The following is a 21,070-nucleotide window of genomic DNA, read 5'->3' on the forward strand; positions in this document are numbered from 1 at the left end:
GCCTATCCCTTCCTCCGCGGGCAAATAATTTGATCAAAATACTTGAAGACGTCTGCAATAGATGTTGGTCGGCTGAGTCGACAAATTTACCGTTGGCTTCTACTCATTTCAGTGAGGACATATTAGCAGATGTACAAAATTAGATTTGGCAGATTTTCCGACTACACCCTATTAGAAAATTATGATGAGTTTATCGGAGATCGTCGTCTTGACTTACAGTCTGGGGAGATAACGGTTGCTGATGGACAAGAAGCAAACGCTGTTTGCTATATCAGGACTTCTTCAGGAGCCTTTCTGGGGTGGCCTTTGCTCACAACGCTTTGCTTAAATTCAAATTATCGTAGATGCGGAGACGGAGAAGCACTTATGAAGCATGCGATACAAAATGGAAGATTTAACCGTCTTTTTACGTCAACAGAAGTTGGAAATATGGCCATGCGGTCCCTGTTGGCTAAAGTAGACGCGCAGGAAATAGGGCATGTAGATTGTTTAAATTTGAACGATGAAAGAGAGTTTCTGTTTCGCCTCAAGTGAGGCAGTAATTGCTTGTCAACAAATGCACGACGCAGGCCAAACGAACTGGCACCACGCCGATTGATTTACACCGTTTCTGCGTCGCAACCAGTCACAACAGCAGCTACAGCGCCAGCCCGCCCTGCCAGACCTGCTGCAACTCCAGCGCGTCGTTCAGATGCAGTACATCGGCGCGCGCGCCGGGTTGCAGCCGCCCCAGATCGGACCGTCCAATGAGGTCCGCAGGCCGGGTGGAGGCCATCTCCAGCGCCGTCTCCAGCGGGACATCACAGTCCTTAACTAGGATCTGCACAGCCGTTGCCAGCTCCAGATGCGCGCCTGCAAGGGTGCCATCGGCCAGCGTTAGACGGTTGTTGTCGCGGCGAATTTCACGGCCATTGAGTGTAAACCAGTCAATGTCCGAGCCCCCGGTGGCCATGGAATCGCTGACCAGAAACACCTGACCCGGCCCAGTCTTCGCCGCGAGTGCCGCCTGTATCGACGCCGGGTGTACATGGACGCCGTCGGCAATCAACCCGGCGGACAGCCCGCCAAGATCAAGCACCGAGCCCACAACACCGGGTTCGCGATTGCCAAGCTGGCTCTGGGCGTTGAACAGATGAGTCACGCAGCGCGCACCCGCCGCAACCGCAGCCACGCAATCGGCATGGCTGGCATCGGTGTGGCCCAGCGAGACCAGTACACCCGCCTCACTCAACCGCCTGATCTGCGCCGGGGTGGCCGCCTCACAGGCCAGCGTTACCTTAAGCAACGGCAGCTGGGCGGCGGCAGCACACAGAACCTCCAGATCCTCCTCACTCATCGGGCGGATCAGCGACGCATCATGCGCGCCCTTGCGCGAAACAGCCAGATGCGGCCCTTCCAGATGCAGCCCGACGATGCCCGGCACACCGGAAGCAATCGCCTCGATAGTCGCCTCAATCGCGCGGGCAACGAAGTTCGGCGTATCGGTGATCAGCGTCGGCAGGATCGAGGTCGCACCAATTCGCGCGTGTGCGGCAGCGATGACCTGCAACTGCTCCAGTTCGGGGGCGTCATTGAACATGACCCCACCGCCGCCATTGACCTGCAGATCGACAAACCCCGCTGTCAGTATCCCCCCATCAAGTGCTGTAACCTCGGCCCCCTCGGGCAGTTTGCCTATCGGCAAGACCGCCGAGATCTGATCGCCGCGCAATACCAGCGCAAAATCATCCTCCCAGCCCACCGGGGTCAGAATACGCGCGCCGGTCAACGCGCGCAGCGGATGCATATCTTCGATCATACCGTTTCCGTCACTTTCTTCAGGTGTCGCGGTGCATCCGGGTCAATCCCACGTGAGGCTGCAAAGGCTTCGACCATCGCATAGAAGGACACGATCAGACTGATCGGATCGGTCAGCGCATGATCCGTGCGGACGTGATCCACCTGCTGTGCCGCCGTGACCTTATCCGTGGTGGCAAAGACCTGTGCGCCCTTGGCGGCAATCTGATCGGCAATACCCGCCAGCGCGCCCTCCGCCGCATCCGCCGCCGCAAAGCCCAGCACCGGGAACCCCTCTTCCACAATAGACACAGGTCCGTGCAAGACCTCAGCCGAAGAATAGCTCTCCGCATGCAGCTGACAGGTTTCCTTGAACTTCAGCGCCGCCTCATTGGAGACGGCAAGCGCTTGCCCCCGACCCAGTGTGAACAGGGATGACCGCGCACCGATAGCCTCGCGCACCTCGGGCCAGTCGATCCGGCAGGCGCGGTCCAACTGCTCCGGCAACGCGTGCAACGCCGCTAGAACCGCCTGATTGCGATCCCATTGCGCCAGCAGCCACACCCCCGCCACAGCCGAGGTCACAAAGGTCTTGGTCGCCGCCACGCTCAGCTCAGGCCCCGCATGGATATCCAGCGTGTGATCCGCCGCCGCCGCCAGCGGCGAGGCCGCATCATTGGTCAGCGCAACCGACAGCGCGCCATCCCTGCGCGCACTGTCCGCCATCGACACGATGTCCGGGCTTTTGCCGGACTGCGACACCGCGAGGCTCAGCGCGCCCTTCAGGCGCAACGGCGCCTTGTAGATTGAGGCCACCGATGGTCCGACCGAGGCAACAGGCACCCCCAGCATGATCTCGCTCGCGTATTTCAGATAAGTGCAGACATGGTCGGAGGAACCGCGCGCGACGGTCACCATGACATTCGGGTCAAGGGCGCGCGCTGCATCTGCAACGGTCTCGATCTCAGCGCCGCTATGGCTCAGCAGCCGCTCTACAGCCGTCGGAATTTCGTCGATCTCGCGACGCATTTTGGTGATATCTGTCATGGTCCCCTCCTCAGGGTCGCCAGGTTAGGTCGTCCCGAGCCGCAGCTCGGCGACAAAATCATAGGCATCGCCGCGATAGATCGAGCGGGTGAATTCGACCACGCGCCGGTTGCGCAAATAGGATGTCCGCACGATGCTCAGCCCCGCCATCCCAGGCTCCACCCCCAGCATCTGCGCCTCTTGTTCGGGCAGGTTGATCGCCGAGATCCGCTGCAACGCCCGCGCCGGACGGCTGCCGGATTGCTCTAGAACCTCATAAAGCGAGCCTTGAACCGCCTGCGGATTGGGCAAGATATCCACCGGCAGCGACGCGCGTTCAATCGCCATCGGACGCCCGTTGGCCCGACGCAGACGCGCGATCCGGGCAACCGCCTCGCCAGAGGTCAGCGCCAGCGCCATCACCTCTTCCGGTGACGGGGTGTGAATGCCGCGTTCCAACCATTCAACGCTGGTGTCATACCCGCGCCGCTCCATATCCTCGGTAAAGGAGGTCAGCTGCGACAGCGATTGCTCCACCTTGGGCGTGCCATCCGCCACAAAACTGCCAGAACCCTGCCGCTGCACGATAATGCCGCGATCGACCAGATCCTGCATCGCACGGCGTACGGTGACCCGCGACAGGCCGGTGAGTGTTGCAATCTCCCGCTCCGCAGGCAGCGGCGCGCTTTTGGGGAGGAGCCCGGCTTCAACGCCATCTTCAATGCGCTGGCGCAGCCGCACATAGCGAGGACCGGCCGCATCGTCCAACCAGGCGGCCGGCGTCAGGAATTCCTCAACCGTCATACTGCCTCCTGCGCGATCTCGCGGGCAAATCGGCGCGACAGCTCCAGCGCGCCATCCAACGGTGAGCCTTCTGCCCCCCGCAGATAATCCGCCACATCCGCAGGCAGATAAGCGGCGTATTGCGCGGCGACACCTCCGATATGGTAAACCGGTTCCTCAGGTCGACGCCCCAGCGCCTGCAGCCCGTTGCACAGATACTCTGCGCCCTCCGTCATCAGCCGTCGGCCCGCCGCATCACCCTCCGCCGCAGCTTTGGCCACGCGCGGCGCATAGGCGCCAAAGGCCACCGGCCGCGCGGTCTGGGCAAACCGGACGATCTTCGCTGTCTCATTGGAGTAATCGCGCAAACAACTGCGCAGAAGCGGCGTCATCGGCTCGACCCCTTCAGCAGCCTGCAAGGTCAACTGCAACACACGCCGCCCCAGCCAGCCGCCCGAGGCCTCATCCCCCAGGACCGTGCCATGGCCACCAATAAGCGTAACCTGACCGGCCACCTGACGCCCGAGGAACGACCCGGTGCCAACCCCGATGAGGCTGGCGGTCTCCTCCCCCAATGCGCCCACCACAGCGGGCATGCGGTCATCTTCCACCCGGACATGCGCCTGTGGCAGGGCCTCCGCGACACGCGCGGCAGACTCGCGATCAATGACACCGGCCAGTCCGGCATAGACCGGTATCTGAGAAAACACCTCATCAGTTAGACCCGACTGCCGCTGCAAATCCGCCAATCCGGCACTCAGGGTAACAACCGCCTGATCAGGCGCCGTATAAACATTGGCGCTGCCGCCAGTCACCACCAGCTGCTGCGGTGGTGTCGCCCCGGATTTCAGTAAGGCAAAGCGGCAGGAGGTCCCCCCTCCATCCACGGCGATCAGATATGGAAAGCGTGAGTCGGTCATGCAATACCTATAAGATACCTTTCACGCAAAATAAAGACCTCTCTAATAGCAAGATTACCATTCGGCCGGGTAATTAGCTGAATTCACCGCGAAAAACCTCCCCATAAATTAAATGGTAGACAAGTGGTATTGTATAGGTATTAAATACTTCTCATTCACCTGAGGGGGAGGAATCACATGGGATCGAGGAGCGATCAACACTCCATAGCCCGTAAACCGGCGCAGGCTGAGGCGCAGACAGAGACGCTGCACCCCGATGCGCAGGGGCTGGATCTGCGCGCCGACGCGGAGATCCTCGACACCCTGCTGGACGGTCAGCTGCGCGCATTGGAAGCTGTAGCCAGCGCCCACACTGCGATCTCAGCCGGTGCGGCCCTGCTGACAAGCGGCCTGCACAATGGCGGCCATCTGCATTACGCAGCCGCAGGCTCCTCCGCCCTGATGGCGTTGGCCGATGGTGCAGAACTGCCCGGAACATTCGGCATCAGCGCCGATCAGATTTCCATTCACATGGCGGGGGGCATCCCTGCGGACGGGCGCATGCCCGGCCACACCGAAGACGATACTGCGGCAGGCGCCAAAGCCGCCGCCACCGTGACCGCAAATGATGTGGTTGTCGCCCTTTCGGCCAGCGGCAGCACCCCATTCCCGATGAGCTTTGCCCGGAGGGCGCAGGCCGCCGGGGCCAAGGTGATCGCCATCGCCAACAACGCCGACACGCCGCTGCTGAACCTGGCGGATGTGGCGATCTGCCTGCCCACTCCGCCAGAGGTCATCGCAGGATCGACCCGGATGGGGGCCGGCACCGCACAGAAGGCTGCGCTCAATATGATGTCCACGCTGGCCGGTATCCGGCTGGGGCATGTGATGGACGGCATGATGGTCAACCTCATCGCCGACAATGCCAAGCTGCGCCAGCGCGCCATCCGCATTGTCAGCACCCTCACCCGGCAGGACGCCGAGGCCGCAGCCCGGGCGCTGGATCAGACCGGCGGCGCGGTAAAGCCCGCCATTCTGCTGCTGCAGGGGGCCGCCTCACCCACCGCGGCAGAAACACTGCTGCGCCATCACAAGAACAACCTGCGAGCTGCGCTCGCACAGGTGTAACGGTCGGCCATGCGCCACCCAAGAGGTCACCAAGACCCTGATTACAAATACCAACATGCAAACTGGGAGATACTGAATGACACGGAAACTCTTTACCCTCGCGCTGCTCGGCTCGACCGTGATCGGCGGCGCCGCAGCTGCTGAAGACGTGACGCTGACCATTGAGAGCTGGCGCAATGATGACCTCGCCCTCTGGCAGGACAAGATCATCCCCGCTTTTGAAGCGGCCAACCCCGGCATTAAGCTGAAATTCACCCCTTCCGCCCCGGCAGAATACAATGCGGTGCTGAATTCCAAACTCGATGCGGGCAGCGCCGGTGACCTGATCACATGTCGCCCTTTTGACGCCTCGCTTGGTCTCTATGACAAGGGCCAACTGGCCGATCTCTCTGATCTGGAGGCCATGGGCAGCTTCTCCAATGTGGCCAAATCTGCCTGGCAGACCGACGATGGTTCCGCCACCTTCTGTGTGCCGATTGCCTCGGTGATCCACGGCTTCATCTATAACAAAGATGCTTTTGCCGAGCTGGGTATCGATGCGCCTGACACCGAAGACGAGTTCTTTGCCGCATTGGAAAAGATCAAACAGGACGGCAATTACGTTCCTCTGGCGATGGGCACCAACGACCAGTGGGAAGCCGCCACCATGGGCTACAACAACATCGGCCCGAACTACTGGAAGGGTGAGGAAGGCCGTCTTGCCCTGCTCGCAGGTGAGCAAAACTTGACCGATGATCAGTGGGTTGCACCCTATGAGACCCTGTCGAAATGGGGCGCGTACATGGGCGACGGCTATGAGGCGCAGACCTATCCCGACAGCCAGAACATTTTCACCCTGGGCCGCGCCGCGATCTATCCGGCGGGCAGCTGGGAAATCTCCGGCTTCAACACTCAGGCTGATTTTGAAATGGGCGCCTTCAAACCGCCGGTCAAAGCCGCAAGTGACACCTGCTACATCTCGGATCACACCGACATCGCCGTGGGTCTGAACGCCGCCTCCCCCAATGCCGAGGCTGCCAAGACCTTCCTGAACTGGGTCGGCTCGGCTGAATTCGCCAGCATCTACGCAAATGCGCTGCCGGGCTTCTTCTCGCTGTCGAACCATGAGGTCGCAATGGAGGATCCGCTGGCGCAGGAGTTTGTCTCCTGGCGTGGCGAGTGTGAGAGCACCATCCGCTCCACCTATCAGATCCTGTCGCGCGGCACGCCCAACCTCGAAAATGAGACATGGGGCGCCTCCGTTGCTGCGATCAAGGGCACCAAAGCTCCTGCTGATCTGGGCGCAGAGCTGCAAGAGGGTCTGGCCAGCTGGTACGAACCGCAGAAGTAAGCGCGCCACCACCTGACTGACCTGACACTCAGGCGTCCGGGCGGCCCCATGCGGCCCGGACCCGCCGATAGATGGGACACATCATGCAAAATACCTCTCATAAACCGCGCAGACGCTGGCATATCGCCGTTTTCCTTGCGCCCGCTGTGCTGGTCTACACCGCCATCATGATTTTCCCGCTGTTCAATACTCTGCGGCTCGCGCTCTACAGCGAAAGCGACCAGATCCGCCAGTTCGTCGGCCTTGCCAACTTCGAGACCCTGTTTTCCAATCCCAACTGGTCTGAACAGTTCTGGAACGCGCTTGGCAATAACTTCTGGTTTTTCTTTGTTCACATGCTGGTGCAGAACCCGATCGGGGTGGCATTGGCGGCGATCCTCAGCCATCCCCGGCTGCGCTTTGCAGCGCTCTATCGTACGGCGATCTTTGTGCCCACAATCCTCAGCTTTGTCATCGTCGGCTTTGCCTGGAAACTGATCCTCTCGCCGATCTGGGGCATCACACCGGACCTCTTGGACGCCATCGGCCTGAAATGGCTGTTCGCACCCTGGCTCGGCAAGGAAGACTACGCCCTGACCACGCTGGCGCTGATTTCCGTCTGGCAGTTTGTCGGCATCCCGATGATGCTGATTTACGCAGCCCTCCTGTCGATCCCGGAAGAGGTGATCGAGGCGGGCGAGGTTGACGGCATTACCGGAATGGCCGCCTTCTGGAAGATCAAACTGCCGCTGATCCTGCCCTCCATCGGGATCATCTCAATCCTGACATTTGTGGGTAACTTCAACGCCTTCGATCTGATCTACACCACCCAAGGTGCGCTCGCTGGGCCGGACTTCTCCACCGACATCCTAGGCACCTTCATGTATCGCACCTTCTTCGGTTTTCAGCTGCAATTGGGCGATCCGCATATGGGATCCGCCATTGCCACCGCCATGTTCGCGATCATCCTGATCGGTGTCTGTATCTATCTCTTCGGCATCCAGACCCGTCTGCGCCGCTACCAGTTCTGAGGATCGGACGATGAACAAAGCCCGCTCAAACCCGTTCAACAGCATCCTCGCGCATGGCGCGCTGATCACCTACACGCTGATCGCCCTGTTTCCGGTCTTCGTCATTCTGGTGAACAGCTTCAAAACCCGTAAAGCGATCTTTCGCGACCCGCTGGGTCTGCCCACATCAGACACGTTTTCGATGGTCGGCTATCAGACAGTCCTGAAGCAGGGGGATTTCTTCCTCTACTTCCAGAACTCGATGATTGTTACCGTGGTCTCCCTCGCACTGGTGTTGCTGTTTGGCGCCATGGCCGCCTTTGCCCTCGCGGAATACCGGTTCAAGGGCAATATGTTGCTTGGCCTGTACCTCGCCCTTGGCATCATGATCCCGATCCGCATCGGCACCGTCGCCATCCTGGAACTGATGGTGGACACTGGCCTCGTGAACACGCTGACTGCGCTGATCCTTGTCTATACCGCGCAAGGGCTGCCGCTGGCGGTGTTCATCCTGTCGGAATTCATGAAACAGGTGAGCGACGATCTGAAAAACGCCGGCCGCATTGACGGGCTGTCGGAATACACTATCTTCTTTCGACTGGTCCTGCCGCTGGTGCGCCCAGCCATGGCCACCGTCGCGGTTTTCAACATGATCCCAATCTGGAACGATCTCTGGTTCCCGCTGATCCTGGCCCCGGCCGAGGAGACCAAGACGCTGACATTGGGCAGCCAGGTCTTCATCGGGCAGTTCGTCACCGACTGGAACGCGGTGCTATCCGCCCTGTCGATGGCCATTCTGCCGGTGATGGTGCTCTACGTGATTTTCTCACGCCAGCTCATCCGCGGCATCACCTCCGGGGCGGTCAAATGATGCTGCCGCGCAAACCATCCCCCTGCCCGGCCCCGATGCCGGGCCGCGCCGGACCAGCCCCCCAATATGGCAGGGTTCTGTCATCTCTTGGTCCGGCGCACTCACCCGCTGTGCAGCTGAACCGCCATTCAGGAGGCTGCCAATGACCCGTGTTCTGATTGCTGGCCTTGGCAATATGGGGTTTTCCCATGCTATGGCTCACCACCACGATGACACCGCGCAGATCGTCGGCCTCGTCAACCGCTCTGGCACGGCCGCGCAGGCTCCCTTGCAGGACTATCCGGTTTTTAGCGATTTCCACCGGGCGCTGGCGCAGAGCAAACCCGATTTGGTGGTCATTGCGACCTATTCTGACAGCCACGCCGCCTATGCCATCGCGGCGATGGAAGCCGGCGCGCATGTGTTTGTCGAAAAACCGCTGGCCACCACGGTTGCTGATGCGCGTGCCGTGACCAACGCCGCCCGCCGTCTGGGGCGCAAACTGATGGTGGGCTATATCCTGCGCCATCACCCCAGCTGGCAGCGTCTGATTGCTGAGGCCCGCGATCTCGGCCCGCCTTATGTGTTCCGCATGAATCTCAACCAGCAGTCCGATGGGCCGACATGGTACACCCATAAAGCGCTGATGCAGACCACCTCTCCGATCGTGGATTGCGGTGTGCATTACGTCGATGTCATGTGCCAGATCACCGATGCCACGCCCCAGCGCGTTCACGGCATCGGCCTGCGCCTGTCCGACGAAATCGCCGAAGATATGTATAACTACGGCCAGTTTCAGGTGAGTTTCTCCGACGGTTCCGTCGGCTGGTACGAGGCCGGTTGGGGTCCGATGATGTCGGAGACCGCCTATTTCGTGAAAGACGTGGTGTCGCCCAATGGCTCCGTCTCGATCACCGAAATAGACAAGACCGGCTCAGACGATGTGGACAGCCACACCGCCGTCGGCAGCCTGATCGTACATCGCAGTACCCAAGGCACCCCCGACCGCCGCATCGACCTACCCGAGGAGCCCAACCATGACGCCCTCTGCGCCGCTGAACAGGCCCATATGCTGCGCGTCATCGCCGAGGACATCGACATGGAGCGGCATATGCAGGACGCCGTTGCCTCGCTGGCGATCTGTCTGGCCGCCGACCAGAGCATCCGCAGCGGCGCGCCTGTCGATCTGACATCTGACCTGACAGAGGCCGAGGCCACAGCGCCCGCCTCTCCATCTCTGACCCCGAAGACCTGAAGGATTACCGCCATGACTGCCCTACAGCTCACCAATGTCTGCAAATCCTTCGGCCCGGTCGAGGTGCTGAAAGACATCAACCTCACCGTCGAAGACGGCGAATTCGTGGTCTTTGTCGGCCCCTCGGGATGTGGGAAATCCACCCTCCTGCGGGTTATCTCCGGGCTGGAAGATGCCACCGCAGGCGAAATTTCCATCGGCGGCCAGACTGTCACCACCACGCCCCCCGCCAAACGCGGCATTGCCATGGTGTTTCAGTCCTACGCGCTTTACCCGCATCTTTCCGTGCGCGAAAACATGGCGTTGGCGCTGAAACAGGAACGCCAGCCCAAGGAGGAAATCACCGCGCGCGTCGCCGAAGCCAGCCGCATGTTGTCGCTGGAAGACTATCTGGACCGACGCCCCTCCGAACTCTCCGGCGGCCAACGCCAGCGGGTCGCCATCGGGCGCGCCGTGGTGCGCGAACCGAAACTGTTTCTCTTTGATGAACCGCTCTCCAACCTTGATGCGGCCCTGCGCATGAACACACGGCTGGAAATCGCCCGGCTGCACCGGCAGCTGTCGGCCAGCATGATCTACGTCACCCATGACCAAATCGAGGCGATGACCCTCGCCGACAAGATCGTGGTGCTGCGCGATGGCCGCATTGAACAGGTCGGCAGCCCGATGGAGCTCTATAACAATCCCGCCAATCGCTTTGTCGCGGAATTCATCGGCGCGCCCGCGATGAACTTTGTGCCGGCGCAACGCCTTGGTGGCACCGCCGGTCAGTTCATCGGCATCCGCCCGGAATACGCCCGCATCAGCCCTGATGGCCCCCTCGCGGGGGAAGTGATCCATGTGGAAAAGCTGGGCGGAGATACCAATATCCTCGTCGACATGGGCGAGGACCTCACCTTCACTGCGCGGCTCTTTGGGCAGCATGAAACCGATGTGGGCGAGACGCTGCAATTCGATTTCGACCCCGTGAATTGCCTCACTTTTGATGCCACGGGACAACGTATCTGATCGCACTCTGCTGCGCGCGCTCTTATTACAGGCACATCACACCGGGCCAGTCTATTTGGCCTGATCCAACGGCCAGCTATATTAGGGCGTTACAAACATACATGTTAGCGCTAACTATACAACAACGGCACCCCAGAGTGATTCGCGACTGGATGAATCACAACTGGGCGAGACCAACCGAGGGAGACCGACGATGACGCAGACCTGGCAACTTCTGGCAGAGCACCGGGCACAGACTGCCGATACCGCGCTGCTGTCGCTGTTTGACACGCCTGACCGGTTTCAGACCTTCTCTGCCGAAACAGACGGTCTGTTGTTGGACTATTCCAAAACCGCGCTCGACACCACCGCGCTCTCGCTTCTGGAGCGGATCACAGCTGAGGCCGGACTGGCGGATCGCATCAGCCGGATGTTTCACGGTGAGAAGATCAACACCACCGAAGACCGCGCGGTCCTGCACACCGCGCTGCGGGCGCAAACTGATGAGCCGATCAAAGTCGATGGTGACGATGTCCTGCCCGCCATCCGCCAGACCCTGCAACAGATGGCGAGTTTCGCCACGGCGTTACGCGATGGCAGCATCCGTTCAGGAACAGGCGCAAAATTCACCGATGTGATCAATATCGGCATTGGCGGCTCCGACCTTGGCCCCGCCATGGCCACACTGGCCCTGGCGCCTTACCATGATGGCCCCCGCTGTCATTTCGTCTCCAACGTGGATGGCGCCCATATCGCCGACACACTGAAGGGGCTGGATCCACAAACCACATTGGTGATCATCGCCTCCAAGACCTTCACCACCATTGAGACCATGACCAATGCCCGCACCGCATTGGACTGGCTGCGCGCCGCACTGGGGGATGACACCTCTACGCATCTGGCGGCCGTCTCGACCGCTCGGGACAAAACCTCAACCTTTGGCATTGCCCCCGAACGGGTCTTCGGTTTTGCCGATTGGGTGGGCGGGCGCTACTCGCTCTGGGGGCCGGTGGGTCTGCCGATCATGATCGCCATCGGAGCGGAAGATTTCCGCCAGTTCCTGTCCGGCGCCGCCGCGATGGACCAACATTTCCGCACCGCACCGTTCCGCGAAAACCTGCCGGTGATGCTCGCGATGACTGGCATCTGGCACCACAATATCTGCGGCTACGACAGCCGCGCGATCCTGCCCTATGACCAACGTCTGGCCCGCTTCCCCGCCTATCTCCAGCAGCTGGATATGGAAAGCAATGGCAAGAGCGTCGCACTGGATGGCAGCCCGCTGCCGCGCGACTCTGGCCCGATTGTCTGGGGCGAACCCGGCACCAACGGCCAGCACGCCTTCTATCAGTTGCTACATCAGGGCACCCGCGTGGTACCTGCCGAATTCCTTATTGCGGCTGAGGCGCATGAGGGGGATCTGACCCACCACCACCAGCTTCTGGTCTCCAATTGCCTCGCCCAGTCTGAAGCGCTGATGCTGGGCCGATCCCGCGAGGAGGCCCGCGCCATCGCCGCCAAACGCGGCTTCACCGGCGAGGCATTGGAACAGATGGCCGGGCACCTGTCCTTTGCTGGTAATCGCCCCTCTGTGACCCTCGCCTATCCTAAACTGACGCCCTTTGTGCTTGGCCAGCTGATCGCGCTTTATGAGCACCGCGTCTTTGTCGAAGGGGTGATCTGGGGGCTGAACTCCTTTGACCAATGGGGCGTGGAGCTGGGCAAGGAACTGGCCGTCAGCCTGCTGCCGCTGGTCGATGGCTCCGCCCCGCCCGAAGCTTACGAGGCCAAAGACGGCTCCACCCGGGGCCTGCTGTCCAAACTCACCTGATCCGCCCGCCGCCCTTCCGCCCCTCAGCTGACAGAGAAAAAGCCATGGTATCCCGCGTCATTCCCGTCCAGTCCTTTGATCTCGTGCTGTTTGGCGCGACCGGGGACCTCGCCCGCCGCAAGATCCTGCCCAGCCTGTTCCACCGTTTCCAGATCGGACAGTTCTCTGACGATTGCCGCATCATCGGCACCTCGCGCAGCGAAATGGACCGCAAGGGGTTTCAGGAGATGGTCGCCGACGCCATCCGCACCTATGGCCAGCCGGGCGAGACCAGCGACGACGAAATCGCAGCCTTCGTGGATCTGCTGCACTACACCGCTGTAGACGCGCGCGGCGACAACGGCTGGCAGGCGCTTGGCGATCTGCTGCGCGATGATGCCATCCGCGCCTTCTACCTCTCCGTCGGGCCCAGCCTGTTCCCCGATATCGCGGGCCGTCTGCGCTCCACCGGGATCGCCACCCCCGACAGCCGTATCGTGTTGGAAAAACCCTTCGGCCATGATCTGGCCTCAGCCCAGGCGCTGAATGCCGCCCTGCGCGCGAATTTCGAAGAACACCAGATCTACCGGATCGACCATTATCTGGGCAAAGAGACCGTCCAGAACCTGATGGCCCTGCGCTTTGCCAATTCTCTCTTTGAACCCCTGTGGAACTCCTCGCACATCGACCATGTGCAGATCACCGTTGCCGAGAGCATCGGCGTCAAAGGGCGCGGCGAATATTACGACAAATCCGGCGCCATGCGCGACATGGTCCAGAACCACCTGATGCAGCTCTTGTGCCTCACCGCGATGGAGCCCCCCGCCCGCTTCACCCCCAACGCCGTGCGCGACGAGAAGGTCAAGGTGATCGAGGCGCTGAACCCCGTCGCCCCGGATCAGATCGCCCGTGGCCAGTATCGCGGCCCGGAGGGAGACTCCTACCGCGACCATGCAGGCAATCCCGCAAGCACCACCGAAAGCTTCATCGCGATGAAGGTGGAGGTCGCCAACTGGCGATGGGCCGGTACGCCGTTCTATCTGCGCACCGGCAAATGCCTGCGCGCCCGCGAGTCGGAAATCGCGGTGTTCTTCCGCGACCCGCCGCACAACATCTTTGCCGAGGACACCGGCACCGGCGGCATCAAGGGCAATGTGCTGGTCATTCGCCTGCAACCGGACGAGGGCATCACCCTGCGCACCACCATCAAGGATCCCGGCCCTGGTGGCATGCGCCTGACCGGTGCCAATCTCGACATGACATTTGCCGACAGCCTGCCAGAGGCCGGACGCCCGCAGGACGCCTATGAACGGCTGATCATGGATGTGATCCGGGGCAACCAGACCCTGTTCATGCGCGGTGATGAGGTCGAGGCCGCCTGGGCCTGGGCCGATCCGATCATCGCGGGCTGGGCCGACAACAGCAATGACAGCCCACAGCCCTATGATCCCGGCAGCTCCGGGCCAGAGGATGCGCTGCTCCTGATGCACCGCGACAACCGACGCTGGCGCGGCATCGGCTCCTGAACCTGCCCGTTCTCGCTCCCGACACGATCCGATCAACCGGCACCTGACTGACTGAAAGAGGCACCTGATGCGTTTGAACCAAACAGTCCGCGACGTCACAGACCGAATTATCGCCCGCAGCGCCAAACCCCGCGCTGCCTATCTCGACAGGATGCGCGCCGCCAAGGGCAAAGGCCCTGCCCGCGCCCATCTCTCGTGCAGCGGTCAGGCCCATGCCTATGCCGCCACCGGTGAGGATCAGATGCCCCTCGCCGAAGGCACCGCCGGGCACCTCGGCATTGTGACCGCCTATAACGATATGCTCTCGGCGCATCAGCCGTTTGAAACCTACCCGCAACGGATCCGCGACGCCGTACGCCGCGTCGGCGGCACCGCACAGGTGGCCGGTGGCGTGCCGGCCATGTGCGATGGCGTCACCCAGGGCGAGGCGGGGATGGAGCTGAGCCTGTTCTCGCGCGACGCAATCGCCATGGCCACCGGCATCGCCCTCAGCCACAATGTCTTTGACGCCACCGTCTACCTCGGCGTCTGCGACAAGATCGTGCCGGGTCTGGTCATCGGCGCGCAGGTATTTGGCCATCTGCCCGCAGTATTCCTGCCCGCCGGTCCGATGACCTCCGGCATTTCCAACGACGACAAGGCCAAGGTCCGCCAGAAATTCGCCGCCGGTGAAATCGGGCGTGACGAACTGCTGAAATCGGAGATGGCCGCCTATCACGGCCCCGGCACCTGCACCTTCTACGGCACCGCAAATACCAACCAGATGCTAATGGAGTTCATGGGCCTGCACCTGCCCGGCTCCTCCTTCGTCAATCCCGGCACCGACATGCGCGCCGCCCTGACTGAGGAAGGTGCCCGCCGCGCTCTGGCGCTCAGCGCGCTTGGCAATGATTACACGCCGGTCTGCGATATTCTGGATGAGCGTGCCTATGTGAACGGCATCGTCGGGCTGATGACCACCGGCGGCTCCACCAACCTGCTGATCCACCTGATCGCGATGGCCCGTGCTGGTGGCATCATTCTCGACTGGCAGGATTTCTCTGACCTCTCCGACGTGGTGCCGCTCTTGGCGCGGGTCTATCCAAACGGTCTTGCCGATGTGAACCACTTCCATGCCGCAGGTGGGCTGGGCTACGTGATCGGTCAGTTGCTGAACTCAGGTCACCTTCACGCCGACACCCGCACGGTCGCGGGCAGCGGATTGGAGAGCTACACCGCCGAACCCTTCCTTGGTGACGATGGTCTGGTCTGGAAACCGGGCGCGGCTGAGACCCTCAACGACAAGATCATTCGCCCGGCAAGCGACCCCTTCCAGCCCACCGGTGGTCTGGCCCGGCTGTCTGGCAATCTCGGCACCGGGGTGATGAAAATCTCCGCCGTCGCGCCCGAACACCGCGTGGTCGAAGCCCCGGCCCGTGTCTTCCACGATCAGGAGGAAGCCAAAGCCGCCTTCAAGGCCGGGGAACTGGACAAAGGCGACGTTGTCATCGTGGTCCGCTTCCAGGGGCCGAAGGCCAACGGCATGCCGGAGCTGCATTCGATGACGCCCTTCCTCGGCATCATGCAGGGGCGCGGTCAGAAGGTTGCGCTGGTCACCGATGGCCGCATGTCCGGCGCCTCGGGCAAGATCCCCTCCGCCATCCATGTGGTGCCGGAAGCGCTGGATGGCGGCGCAATCGCCAAACTGCGTGACGGCGACATCGTGCGGGTTGATGCTCTCACCGGGACGTTGGAGGTCCTGAGCGAGGGGTTTGATGCCCGCGAGCCGGTGGTCGCCGATCTCTCCGCCTATCAGCATGGCACCGGCCGCGAGATGTTCGCGCTATTCCGCAATGCCGTCACCTCTGCCGACACCGGCGCCACCGTATTCTCGACCTTGATCGGAGACTGACCCATGGCCATCACCCCACAAGACGCCAGCACCCGTGCCCGCGAGATCTGCCAACTGGCCCCCATCGTGCCGGTTCTGGTTGTCCATGACGTCGCCCACGCCCGGCCGCTGGCAGAGGCGCTGGTCGCCGGTGGCCTGCCCGCACTGGAGGTCACGCTGCGCACCCCCGCCGCGCTGGATGTGATCGCCGAAATGGCGAAAGTGAAAGGCGGCGTTGTTGGTGCCGGTACGCTGATCACGCCAGAGGATGTCACCCGCGCCGTCGCTGCCGGGGCACAGTTCGGCGTCTCCCCCGGTGCCACCGACACGCTGCTGGACGCGGCGGAAGCCGCAGGCCTGCCGATGCTGCCCGGTGCTGCCAGCGCCTCCGAAGCGATGCGCCTGCTGGACCGCGGCTATGACATGCTGAAATTCTTCCCGGCTGAGGCCTCAGGCGGCGCGCCCGCGCTCAAGGCCATTGGCGCCCCGCTGCCGCAGATCAGCTTCTGCCCGACCGGCGGCGTCAGCCCGGACAATGCAAACAGCTACCTGTCGCTGTCCAACGTGGTCTGCGCCGGCGGCAGCTGGGTGGCACCGGCGAAACTGATTGAGGCGGGTGACTGGGACGGCATCCGCGACCTCGCCCGCGCCGCCAGCCAACTGCCACGCTGACCCAGAGCTCTGACAGAGACAAGCCCGCAGCCCTGTGCAAACGGCGCTGCGGGACGGCCACGGCTATACGCCGCTCAAAGCAGGTGGATCAGGCCGGATGACCGCTGGATTTCGGCGCATCGTCGCAAATCTCATACCAGCCGGGCTTCTCCGACACGAATTCATGGAACCGGTTTCTGGTCGAGATCTCGCTGTCCAGCGCATTTGCGGCAATCGGGAAACTATCCTCCTCGGATAGGATTTCGCCAAGCGAGCTGCCGCAGATCCTACAGAAACATCTTCCGTATTTATACGGCGCACCCGGCTGGTACAGGGCCACCTGATCCCTGCCCGCGACCCAGGTCAGATCTTCCCGTTTCACAAAAACGATGGTGCTCGCCCCCGCCTTTCAGCAGCGCGAACAATGGCACGTGCCCATCATGCTTGGCTCCGCCTTCAGTCGGAATTTGACCGCTCCACAGCAACAGCTCCCGTCAATCATCACATCAATCCTTCGCTGCACAATTCACAGGAACAATACATGAACATTCGAGATCGGGCAATCCCAAACGCGACGCGCGACACCGGCGGTCTCAGCGGGGCGGCACCTCAACAAATCTGGCATTGATGGGGATTGGATCGAGCGTGCTAGCCCTCCAGCTCGCCCCGCCAGGGCGGATTGGCACCGGGACGGGACACCGTGACAGCCGCCGCCCGCGCACCGTATCCCAGACAGGCGCGCAGCTGTTCGGGATCCATCTCACCGCGGGCCGCATCCGCCAGCACGCCTGCCTCGCTCGCCGCGGCCAGAAAGCCTGCATTAAACGTATCGCCAGCCCCGACCGTATCCGCAACCACCGCCATCTGCGCAGGAACCTCGACCGTGGGGCCGGACCGCAGGAACCCCTTCGCGCCCTTGCTGCCCAGCGTCAGGATCACCAACCCTGGCCCCCTCCCGGTCTCCCCGGTCAGAACCTGGCGGATTTTTTCCTCGATCAGTGCATCGCCGGGATAGATCCAGTGCAGATCCTCGTCCGAGACTTTGACAATCCCGGCCCCCGCCACCATCGCCGCCAAGCGGCTGCGATAGGCCGTCTCATCCTTGGCAAACCCGGCCCGCACATTGGGGTCGATCATGATGATCCGGCGTCCCCGTTCTCGGGCCGCCAGCGTTGCGTAAGCCTCCGCCGCAGCGCCATTGCACAAGGAAATCCCGCCAAAGAACAACGTCTCCACATCCTCAGACAGCTCCGGCAACTGGTCAGGACGCAGGCTGCCCCCGGCGGAATTCTCATCAAAGAAATGATACTCCGCATGACCGTCACGCAGATGCACAAAAGCCAGCGTAGAGGGCTGATCTGACCGTTCGGCAAACCCGTGATCCACATGTGACGCCGTCAGGGCCGCCGCCAGTTGCTGGCCGAACAGGTCGCGCGACAGGCCGGTGAACAGGCCGGTTTCCTGCCCCAGCCGCCCCAGCGCAATCGCCGTGTTGAACACCGCGCCGCCGCAATGGGGCACAAACCCGGTCTGCGCCTCTGCGCCATCCATGGTGGCCACGCCCCCCGCGACCGGCGCCGGGATCATATCGATCAGCGCCTCTCCACAACACAGGATCATTCTGTCTTACCTCTCCAGATCACATCCACAGGCAGGGAGGCGGCGGCCACACGATCTGCATTGGCCAGGTCATTGCCCTCCGCCCGCGCTTCTGCCTCAGCGTCGTTCAGGCCATGGGCCTGCCAGCGCGCCACAAGGCGCGCGCGCAGCATCTCGCGCGGGACATCGACCCGCACCGATACATCCCACAATGCCGCCAAATCGCGCCAGCCCGGCGCGTCAAACATCAGATAATTGCCTTCCACCACGGCGACCTCAACAGCTGCATTCACCCGTGCGGCACCTGCGATGGCAATGTCCTGCGCGCGGTCGAACTCTGGGTAAATCACCTCTTCGTCTACCGCCATGGCCGCTATCAGCCGCTGAAACCCCGCCTGATCAAAGCTCTCCGGCGCGCCTTTCCGTGCCAGCAGATCCATCTCCGACAACAGCCGGTTGTCCAGATGAAAACCGTCCATCGGCACCACCGCAGCTGACGTCCCCTGCGCACAGAGCGCCCGCACCAGCAGCTCTGCGAGGGTGGATTTTCCACTGCCCGGCGCGCCTGCCAGCGCCACCAGTCGCCGCGCCCGACCGGGCCGACATGGCAGCGCCTCAATGGCAGTGACCAGATCCGCCAGTGATGTCACCTCCTGCGTCATGCCGCCGTCAGATCCTCGGACGGCACCTGCGCGCCGGTCATATACGCCACCGCATCCGACATGCTGTGCTGCTTGGGATCAATCACGCAGAGCCGCTTGCCCAGCCGGTGCACATGGATGCGATCCGCAACCTCAAACACATGGGGCATATTGTGGCTGATCAGGATGATCGGAATGCCGCGTGATTTCACATCCTGGATCAACTCCAGCACCCGCCGGCTCTCCTTGACGCCCAGCGCCGCCGTTGGCTCATCCAGAATGATCACCTTGGAGCCAAAGGCCGCCGCCCGCGCCACGGCTACGCCCTGACGCTGACCGCCCGACAGGGTTTCCACCGCCTGATTGATATTCTGGATCGTCGCCAAGCCCAGCTCGTTCAGCTTGTCACGGGCGACCTGCTCCATGCGGGCGCGATCCAGCTGCCGCAGCAGATTGCCCCGCCAGCCGGGTTTGCGCAGCTCACGCCCCATGAACATATTATCGGCAATCGACAGCGCAGGCGACATTGCAAGCGTCTGATAAACCGTCTCGATCCCCTCTTCACGCGCATCAATCGGCGATTGGAACGCCACCTTGCGCCCCTCCAACCAGACCTCCCCCGCATCCGGGATCACCGCGCCGGAAATCGCCTTGATCAGCGAGGATTTCCCGGCCCCATTGTCACCGATCACCGCAAGGATCTCTCCCGGCATCAGATCAAAATCGCAATGGTCCAGCGCCGTCACACGGCCGTAGCGCTTCACCAGACCGCGGGCTTTCAAAATAGGTTCCATCAGACAGACACCTTTCTGATCCATTGATCCACGGCCACCGCCGCAATGATGAGAAGGCCAATCAGCAGATAGGTCCACTGTGCATCCGCCCCCAGCAGGCGCAACCCCAGGGTAAAGACTCCGACAATCAGCGCCCCGAAAAACGTCCCAAGGATCGACCCGCGCCCGCCAAACAGCGAGATCCCCCCAATCACCACCGCCGTGATGCTCTCGATATTCGCCAGCTGGCCCGAAGTCGGCGACACCGATCCGATCCGCCCGATCATCGCCCAACCGGCAAAGGCGCAGATCAACCCCGACAGCATATAGACAGAGATCAGCACGCGGTTGACCTTGACCCCCGACAGCTCCGCTGCCTCCGGGTCGTCGCCCACCGCATAGACATGCCGCCCCCAGGCCGTGTGGCGCAGCACATAGGCCAGCAACAGCACCAGAACCACCATGAAGATCACCCCATAGGTGAACACCGCGCCGCCGATTTTGATCTTATCGCCGAACAGCTGCAGCAGCGGCGCCTCGGCGGCGATGGTCTGGCTGCGGATCGTTTCATTGGCGGAATAGAGGAAATTCGTCGCCAGCACGATCTGCCACATGCCCAGCGTCACGATGAATGGCGGCAGCTTCATCCGCGCCACCAGCCAGCCGTTGATAAATCCGCAAAGCGTGCCGCAAATCAGGCCAGAAGCCACCGCCACCTCAACCGGCAACCCGTAGCGAAAGGTGAATTGCCCCATCACCACCGAACTCAGCACCATGATGGCGCCCACCGACAGGTCGATCCCTGCCGTCAGGATCACCAGCGACTGTGCACAGGCCACGATGCCGACAATACCCACCTGCTGCAGGATCAGCGTCAGCGCAAAGGGGGAGAAAAACTTACTCCCCAGCAGCAGCCCAAACACGATCACCGACAGCACCAGCACAATCAGCGGCACCAGCGATGGCGTTACATGCAGAAGATGCTGCAATCGGCTGATAAAGGAGGCCTCTCCCTGGTCAAAATCCGCAACGGCCTCGGGGCTGCCGCTGGCCGCCGCTTCATAGCTTTGGGGCGTGGTCATATCTGTCTCCGTAACATCCGGCATCCGGGCGGGTCGCATGGTCCCGATCCGGGGATTGAACTGCGGATCAGATCCGCAGCGGTGCAGAGGGGGCG

Annotated in this window: 20 protein-coding genes; 11 read left to right on the forward strand and 9 right to left on the reverse strand. The window is 62.0% G+C overall.

Annotation, left to right across the window (positions count from 1 at the left end; all coding sequences use genetic code 11):
• The first annotated feature begins 129 nt into the window (after window positions 1-129).
• Window positions 130-534, forward strand: coding sequence for a hypothetical protein (locus tag D1820_RS19110; RefSeq protein WP_162894083.1), 405 nt, complete (start codon window positions 130-132; stop codon window positions 532-534).
• Window positions 535-637: 103 nt separating this feature from the next.
• Here D1820_RS19110 and nagA read toward each other — a convergent pair whose 3' ends face one another.
• From nagA to D1820_RS08655, 4 genes are read right to left on the reverse strand one after another with little or no spacing between them, the layout of a single operon-like run.
• Window positions 638-1,798, reverse strand: coding sequence for an N-acetylglucosamine-6-phosphate deacetylase (gene nagA / locus D1820_RS08640; RefSeq protein ID WP_118068578.1), 1,161 nt, complete (start codon window positions 1,796-1,798; stop codon window positions 638-640).
• The gene (locus tag D1820_RS08645; RefSeq protein WP_118068580.1) at window positions 1,795-2,823 is read right to left on the reverse strand and encodes an SIS domain-containing protein; all 1,029 of its coding nucleotides are present in this window, start codon (window positions 2,821-2,823) and stop codon (window positions 1,795-1,797) included. Before D1820_RS08645 ends, nagA begins: the two co-directional genes overlap by 4 nt.
• A 24-nt stretch (window positions 2,824-2,847) precedes the next feature.
• Window positions 2,848-3,606: a GntR family transcriptional regulator gene (locus D1820_RS08650; RefSeq protein WP_118068581.1), complete on the reverse strand. Its 759-nt coding sequence runs from the start codon at window positions 3,604-3,606 to the stop codon at window positions 2,848-2,850.
• A complete protein-coding gene (locus D1820_RS08655; protein ID WP_118068583.1) occupies window positions 3,603-4,505 on the reverse strand; it encodes a BadF/BadG/BcrA/BcrD ATPase family protein in 903 nt (300 codons plus the stop codon). Before D1820_RS08655 ends, D1820_RS08650 begins: the two co-directional genes overlap by 4 nt.
• A 177-nt stretch (window positions 4,506-4,682) precedes the next feature.
• On the opposite strand from D1820_RS08655, the gene D1820_RS08660 reads away from it, so the two are divergent.
• The 10 genes from D1820_RS08660 to eda all read left to right on the forward strand — a co-directional run bounded on the left by D1820_RS08660 (window position 4,683) and on the right by eda (window position 16,901).
• Window positions 4,683-5,612 carry an N-acetylmuramic acid 6-phosphate etherase gene (locus D1820_RS08660; protein WP_118068584.1) on the forward strand — a complete coding sequence of 310 codons (930 nt, stop codon included), beginning with the start codon at window positions 4,683-4,685 and terminating at the stop codon, window positions 5,610-5,612.
• Window positions 5,613-5,688: 76 nt separating this feature from the next.
• Complete coding sequence (locus D1820_RS08665) at window positions 5,689-6,942, forward strand: ABC transporter substrate-binding protein (protein WP_118068586.1); 1,254 nt, start codon at window positions 5,689-5,691, stop codon at window positions 6,940-6,942.
• 83 nt (window positions 6,943-7,025) lie between these two features.
• Window positions 7,026-7,952 carry a carbohydrate ABC transporter permease gene (locus D1820_RS08670; RefSeq protein WP_040175537.1) on the forward strand — a complete coding sequence of 309 codons (927 nt, stop codon included), beginning with the start codon at window positions 7,026-7,028 and terminating at the stop codon, window positions 7,950-7,952.
• 10 nt (window positions 7,953-7,962) lie between these two features.
• Window positions 7,963-8,802: a carbohydrate ABC transporter permease gene (locus D1820_RS08675; RefSeq protein ID WP_040179514.1), complete on the forward strand. Its 840-nt coding sequence runs from the start codon at window positions 7,963-7,965 to the stop codon at window positions 8,800-8,802.
• Between the two features lie 142 nt (window positions 8,803-8,944).
• Window positions 8,945-10,036, forward strand: coding sequence for a Gfo/Idh/MocA family protein (locus D1820_RS08680; RefSeq protein ID WP_118068587.1), 1,092 nt, complete (start codon window positions 8,945-8,947; stop codon window positions 10,034-10,036).
• Between the two features lie 12 nt (window positions 10,037-10,048).
• Window positions 10,049-11,044 carry an ABC transporter ATP-binding protein gene (locus D1820_RS08685; protein ID WP_118068589.1) on the forward strand — a complete coding sequence of 332 codons (996 nt, stop codon included), beginning with the start codon at window positions 10,049-10,051 and terminating at the stop codon, window positions 11,042-11,044.
• A 193-nt stretch (window positions 11,045-11,237) separates the two neighbouring features.
• Window positions 11,238-12,854, forward strand: coding sequence for a glucose-6-phosphate isomerase (gene pgi / locus D1820_RS08690; RefSeq protein ID WP_118068590.1), 1,617 nt, complete (start codon window positions 11,238-11,240; stop codon window positions 12,852-12,854).
• 44 nt (window positions 12,855-12,898) lie between these two features.
• Window positions 12,899-14,359 (forward strand): glucose-6-phosphate dehydrogenase, encoded by a 1,461-nt coding sequence (zwf, locus tag D1820_RS08695; RefSeq protein WP_118068592.1) that lies wholly within the window; start codon window positions 12,899-12,901, stop codon window positions 14,357-14,359.
• 67 nt (window positions 14,360-14,426) lie between these two features.
• Window positions 14,427-16,250, forward strand: coding sequence for a phosphogluconate dehydratase (edd, locus tag D1820_RS08700; protein WP_118068594.1), 1,824 nt, complete (start codon window positions 14,427-14,429; stop codon window positions 16,248-16,250).
• A gap of 3 nt (window positions 16,251-16,253) precedes the next feature.
• The gene (eda, locus tag D1820_RS08705; RefSeq protein ID WP_118068595.1) at window positions 16,254-16,901 is read left to right on the forward strand and encodes a bifunctional 4-hydroxy-2-oxoglutarate aldolase/2-dehydro-3-deoxy-phosphogluconate aldolase; all 648 of its coding nucleotides are present in this window, start codon (window positions 16,254-16,256) and stop codon (window positions 16,899-16,901) included.
• A gap of 88 nt (window positions 16,902-16,989) precedes the next feature.
• Here eda and D1820_RS08710 read toward each other — a convergent pair whose 3' ends face one another.
• The 5 genes from D1820_RS08710 to D1820_RS08730 all read right to left on the reverse strand — a co-directional run bounded on the left by D1820_RS08710 (window position 16,990) and on the right by D1820_RS08730 (window position 20,975).
• Window positions 16,990-17,262 (reverse strand): GFA family protein, encoded by a 273-nt coding sequence (locus tag D1820_RS08710; protein WP_254683298.1) that lies wholly within the window; start codon window positions 17,260-17,262, stop codon window positions 16,990-16,992.
• A 266-nt stretch (window positions 17,263-17,528) separates the two neighbouring features.
• The gene (locus D1820_RS08715; RefSeq protein WP_118068597.1) at window positions 17,529-18,500 is read right to left on the reverse strand and encodes a carbohydrate kinase; all 972 of its coding nucleotides are present in this window, start codon (window positions 18,498-18,500) and stop codon (window positions 17,529-17,531) included.
• A complete protein-coding gene (locus D1820_RS08720; RefSeq protein ID WP_118068598.1) occupies window positions 18,497-19,141 on the reverse strand; it encodes a nucleoside/nucleotide kinase family protein in 645 nt (214 codons plus the stop codon). The genes D1820_RS08715 and D1820_RS08720 overlap by 4 nt, the downstream gene beginning before the upstream one ends.
• Complete coding sequence (locus D1820_RS08725; protein ID WP_040175555.1) at window positions 19,138-19,914, reverse strand: ATP-binding cassette domain-containing protein; 777 nt, start codon at window positions 19,912-19,914, stop codon at window positions 19,138-19,140. The genes D1820_RS08720 and D1820_RS08725 overlap by 4 nt, the downstream gene beginning before the upstream one ends.
• Window positions 19,914-20,975, reverse strand: a complete 1,062-nt coding sequence (locus tag D1820_RS08730) for an ABC transporter permease (protein ID WP_118068600.1) — start codon at window positions 20,973-20,975, stop codon at window positions 19,914-19,916. Before D1820_RS08730 ends, D1820_RS08725 begins: the two co-directional genes overlap by 1 nt.
• Between the last annotated feature and the right edge of the window lie 95 nt (window positions 20,976-21,070).

This window comes from Phaeobacter sp. LSS9 (assembly GCF_003443595.1).
GTDB lineage: Bacteria > Pseudomonadota > Alphaproteobacteria > Rhodobacterales > Rhodobacteraceae > Phaeobacter > Phaeobacter piscinae.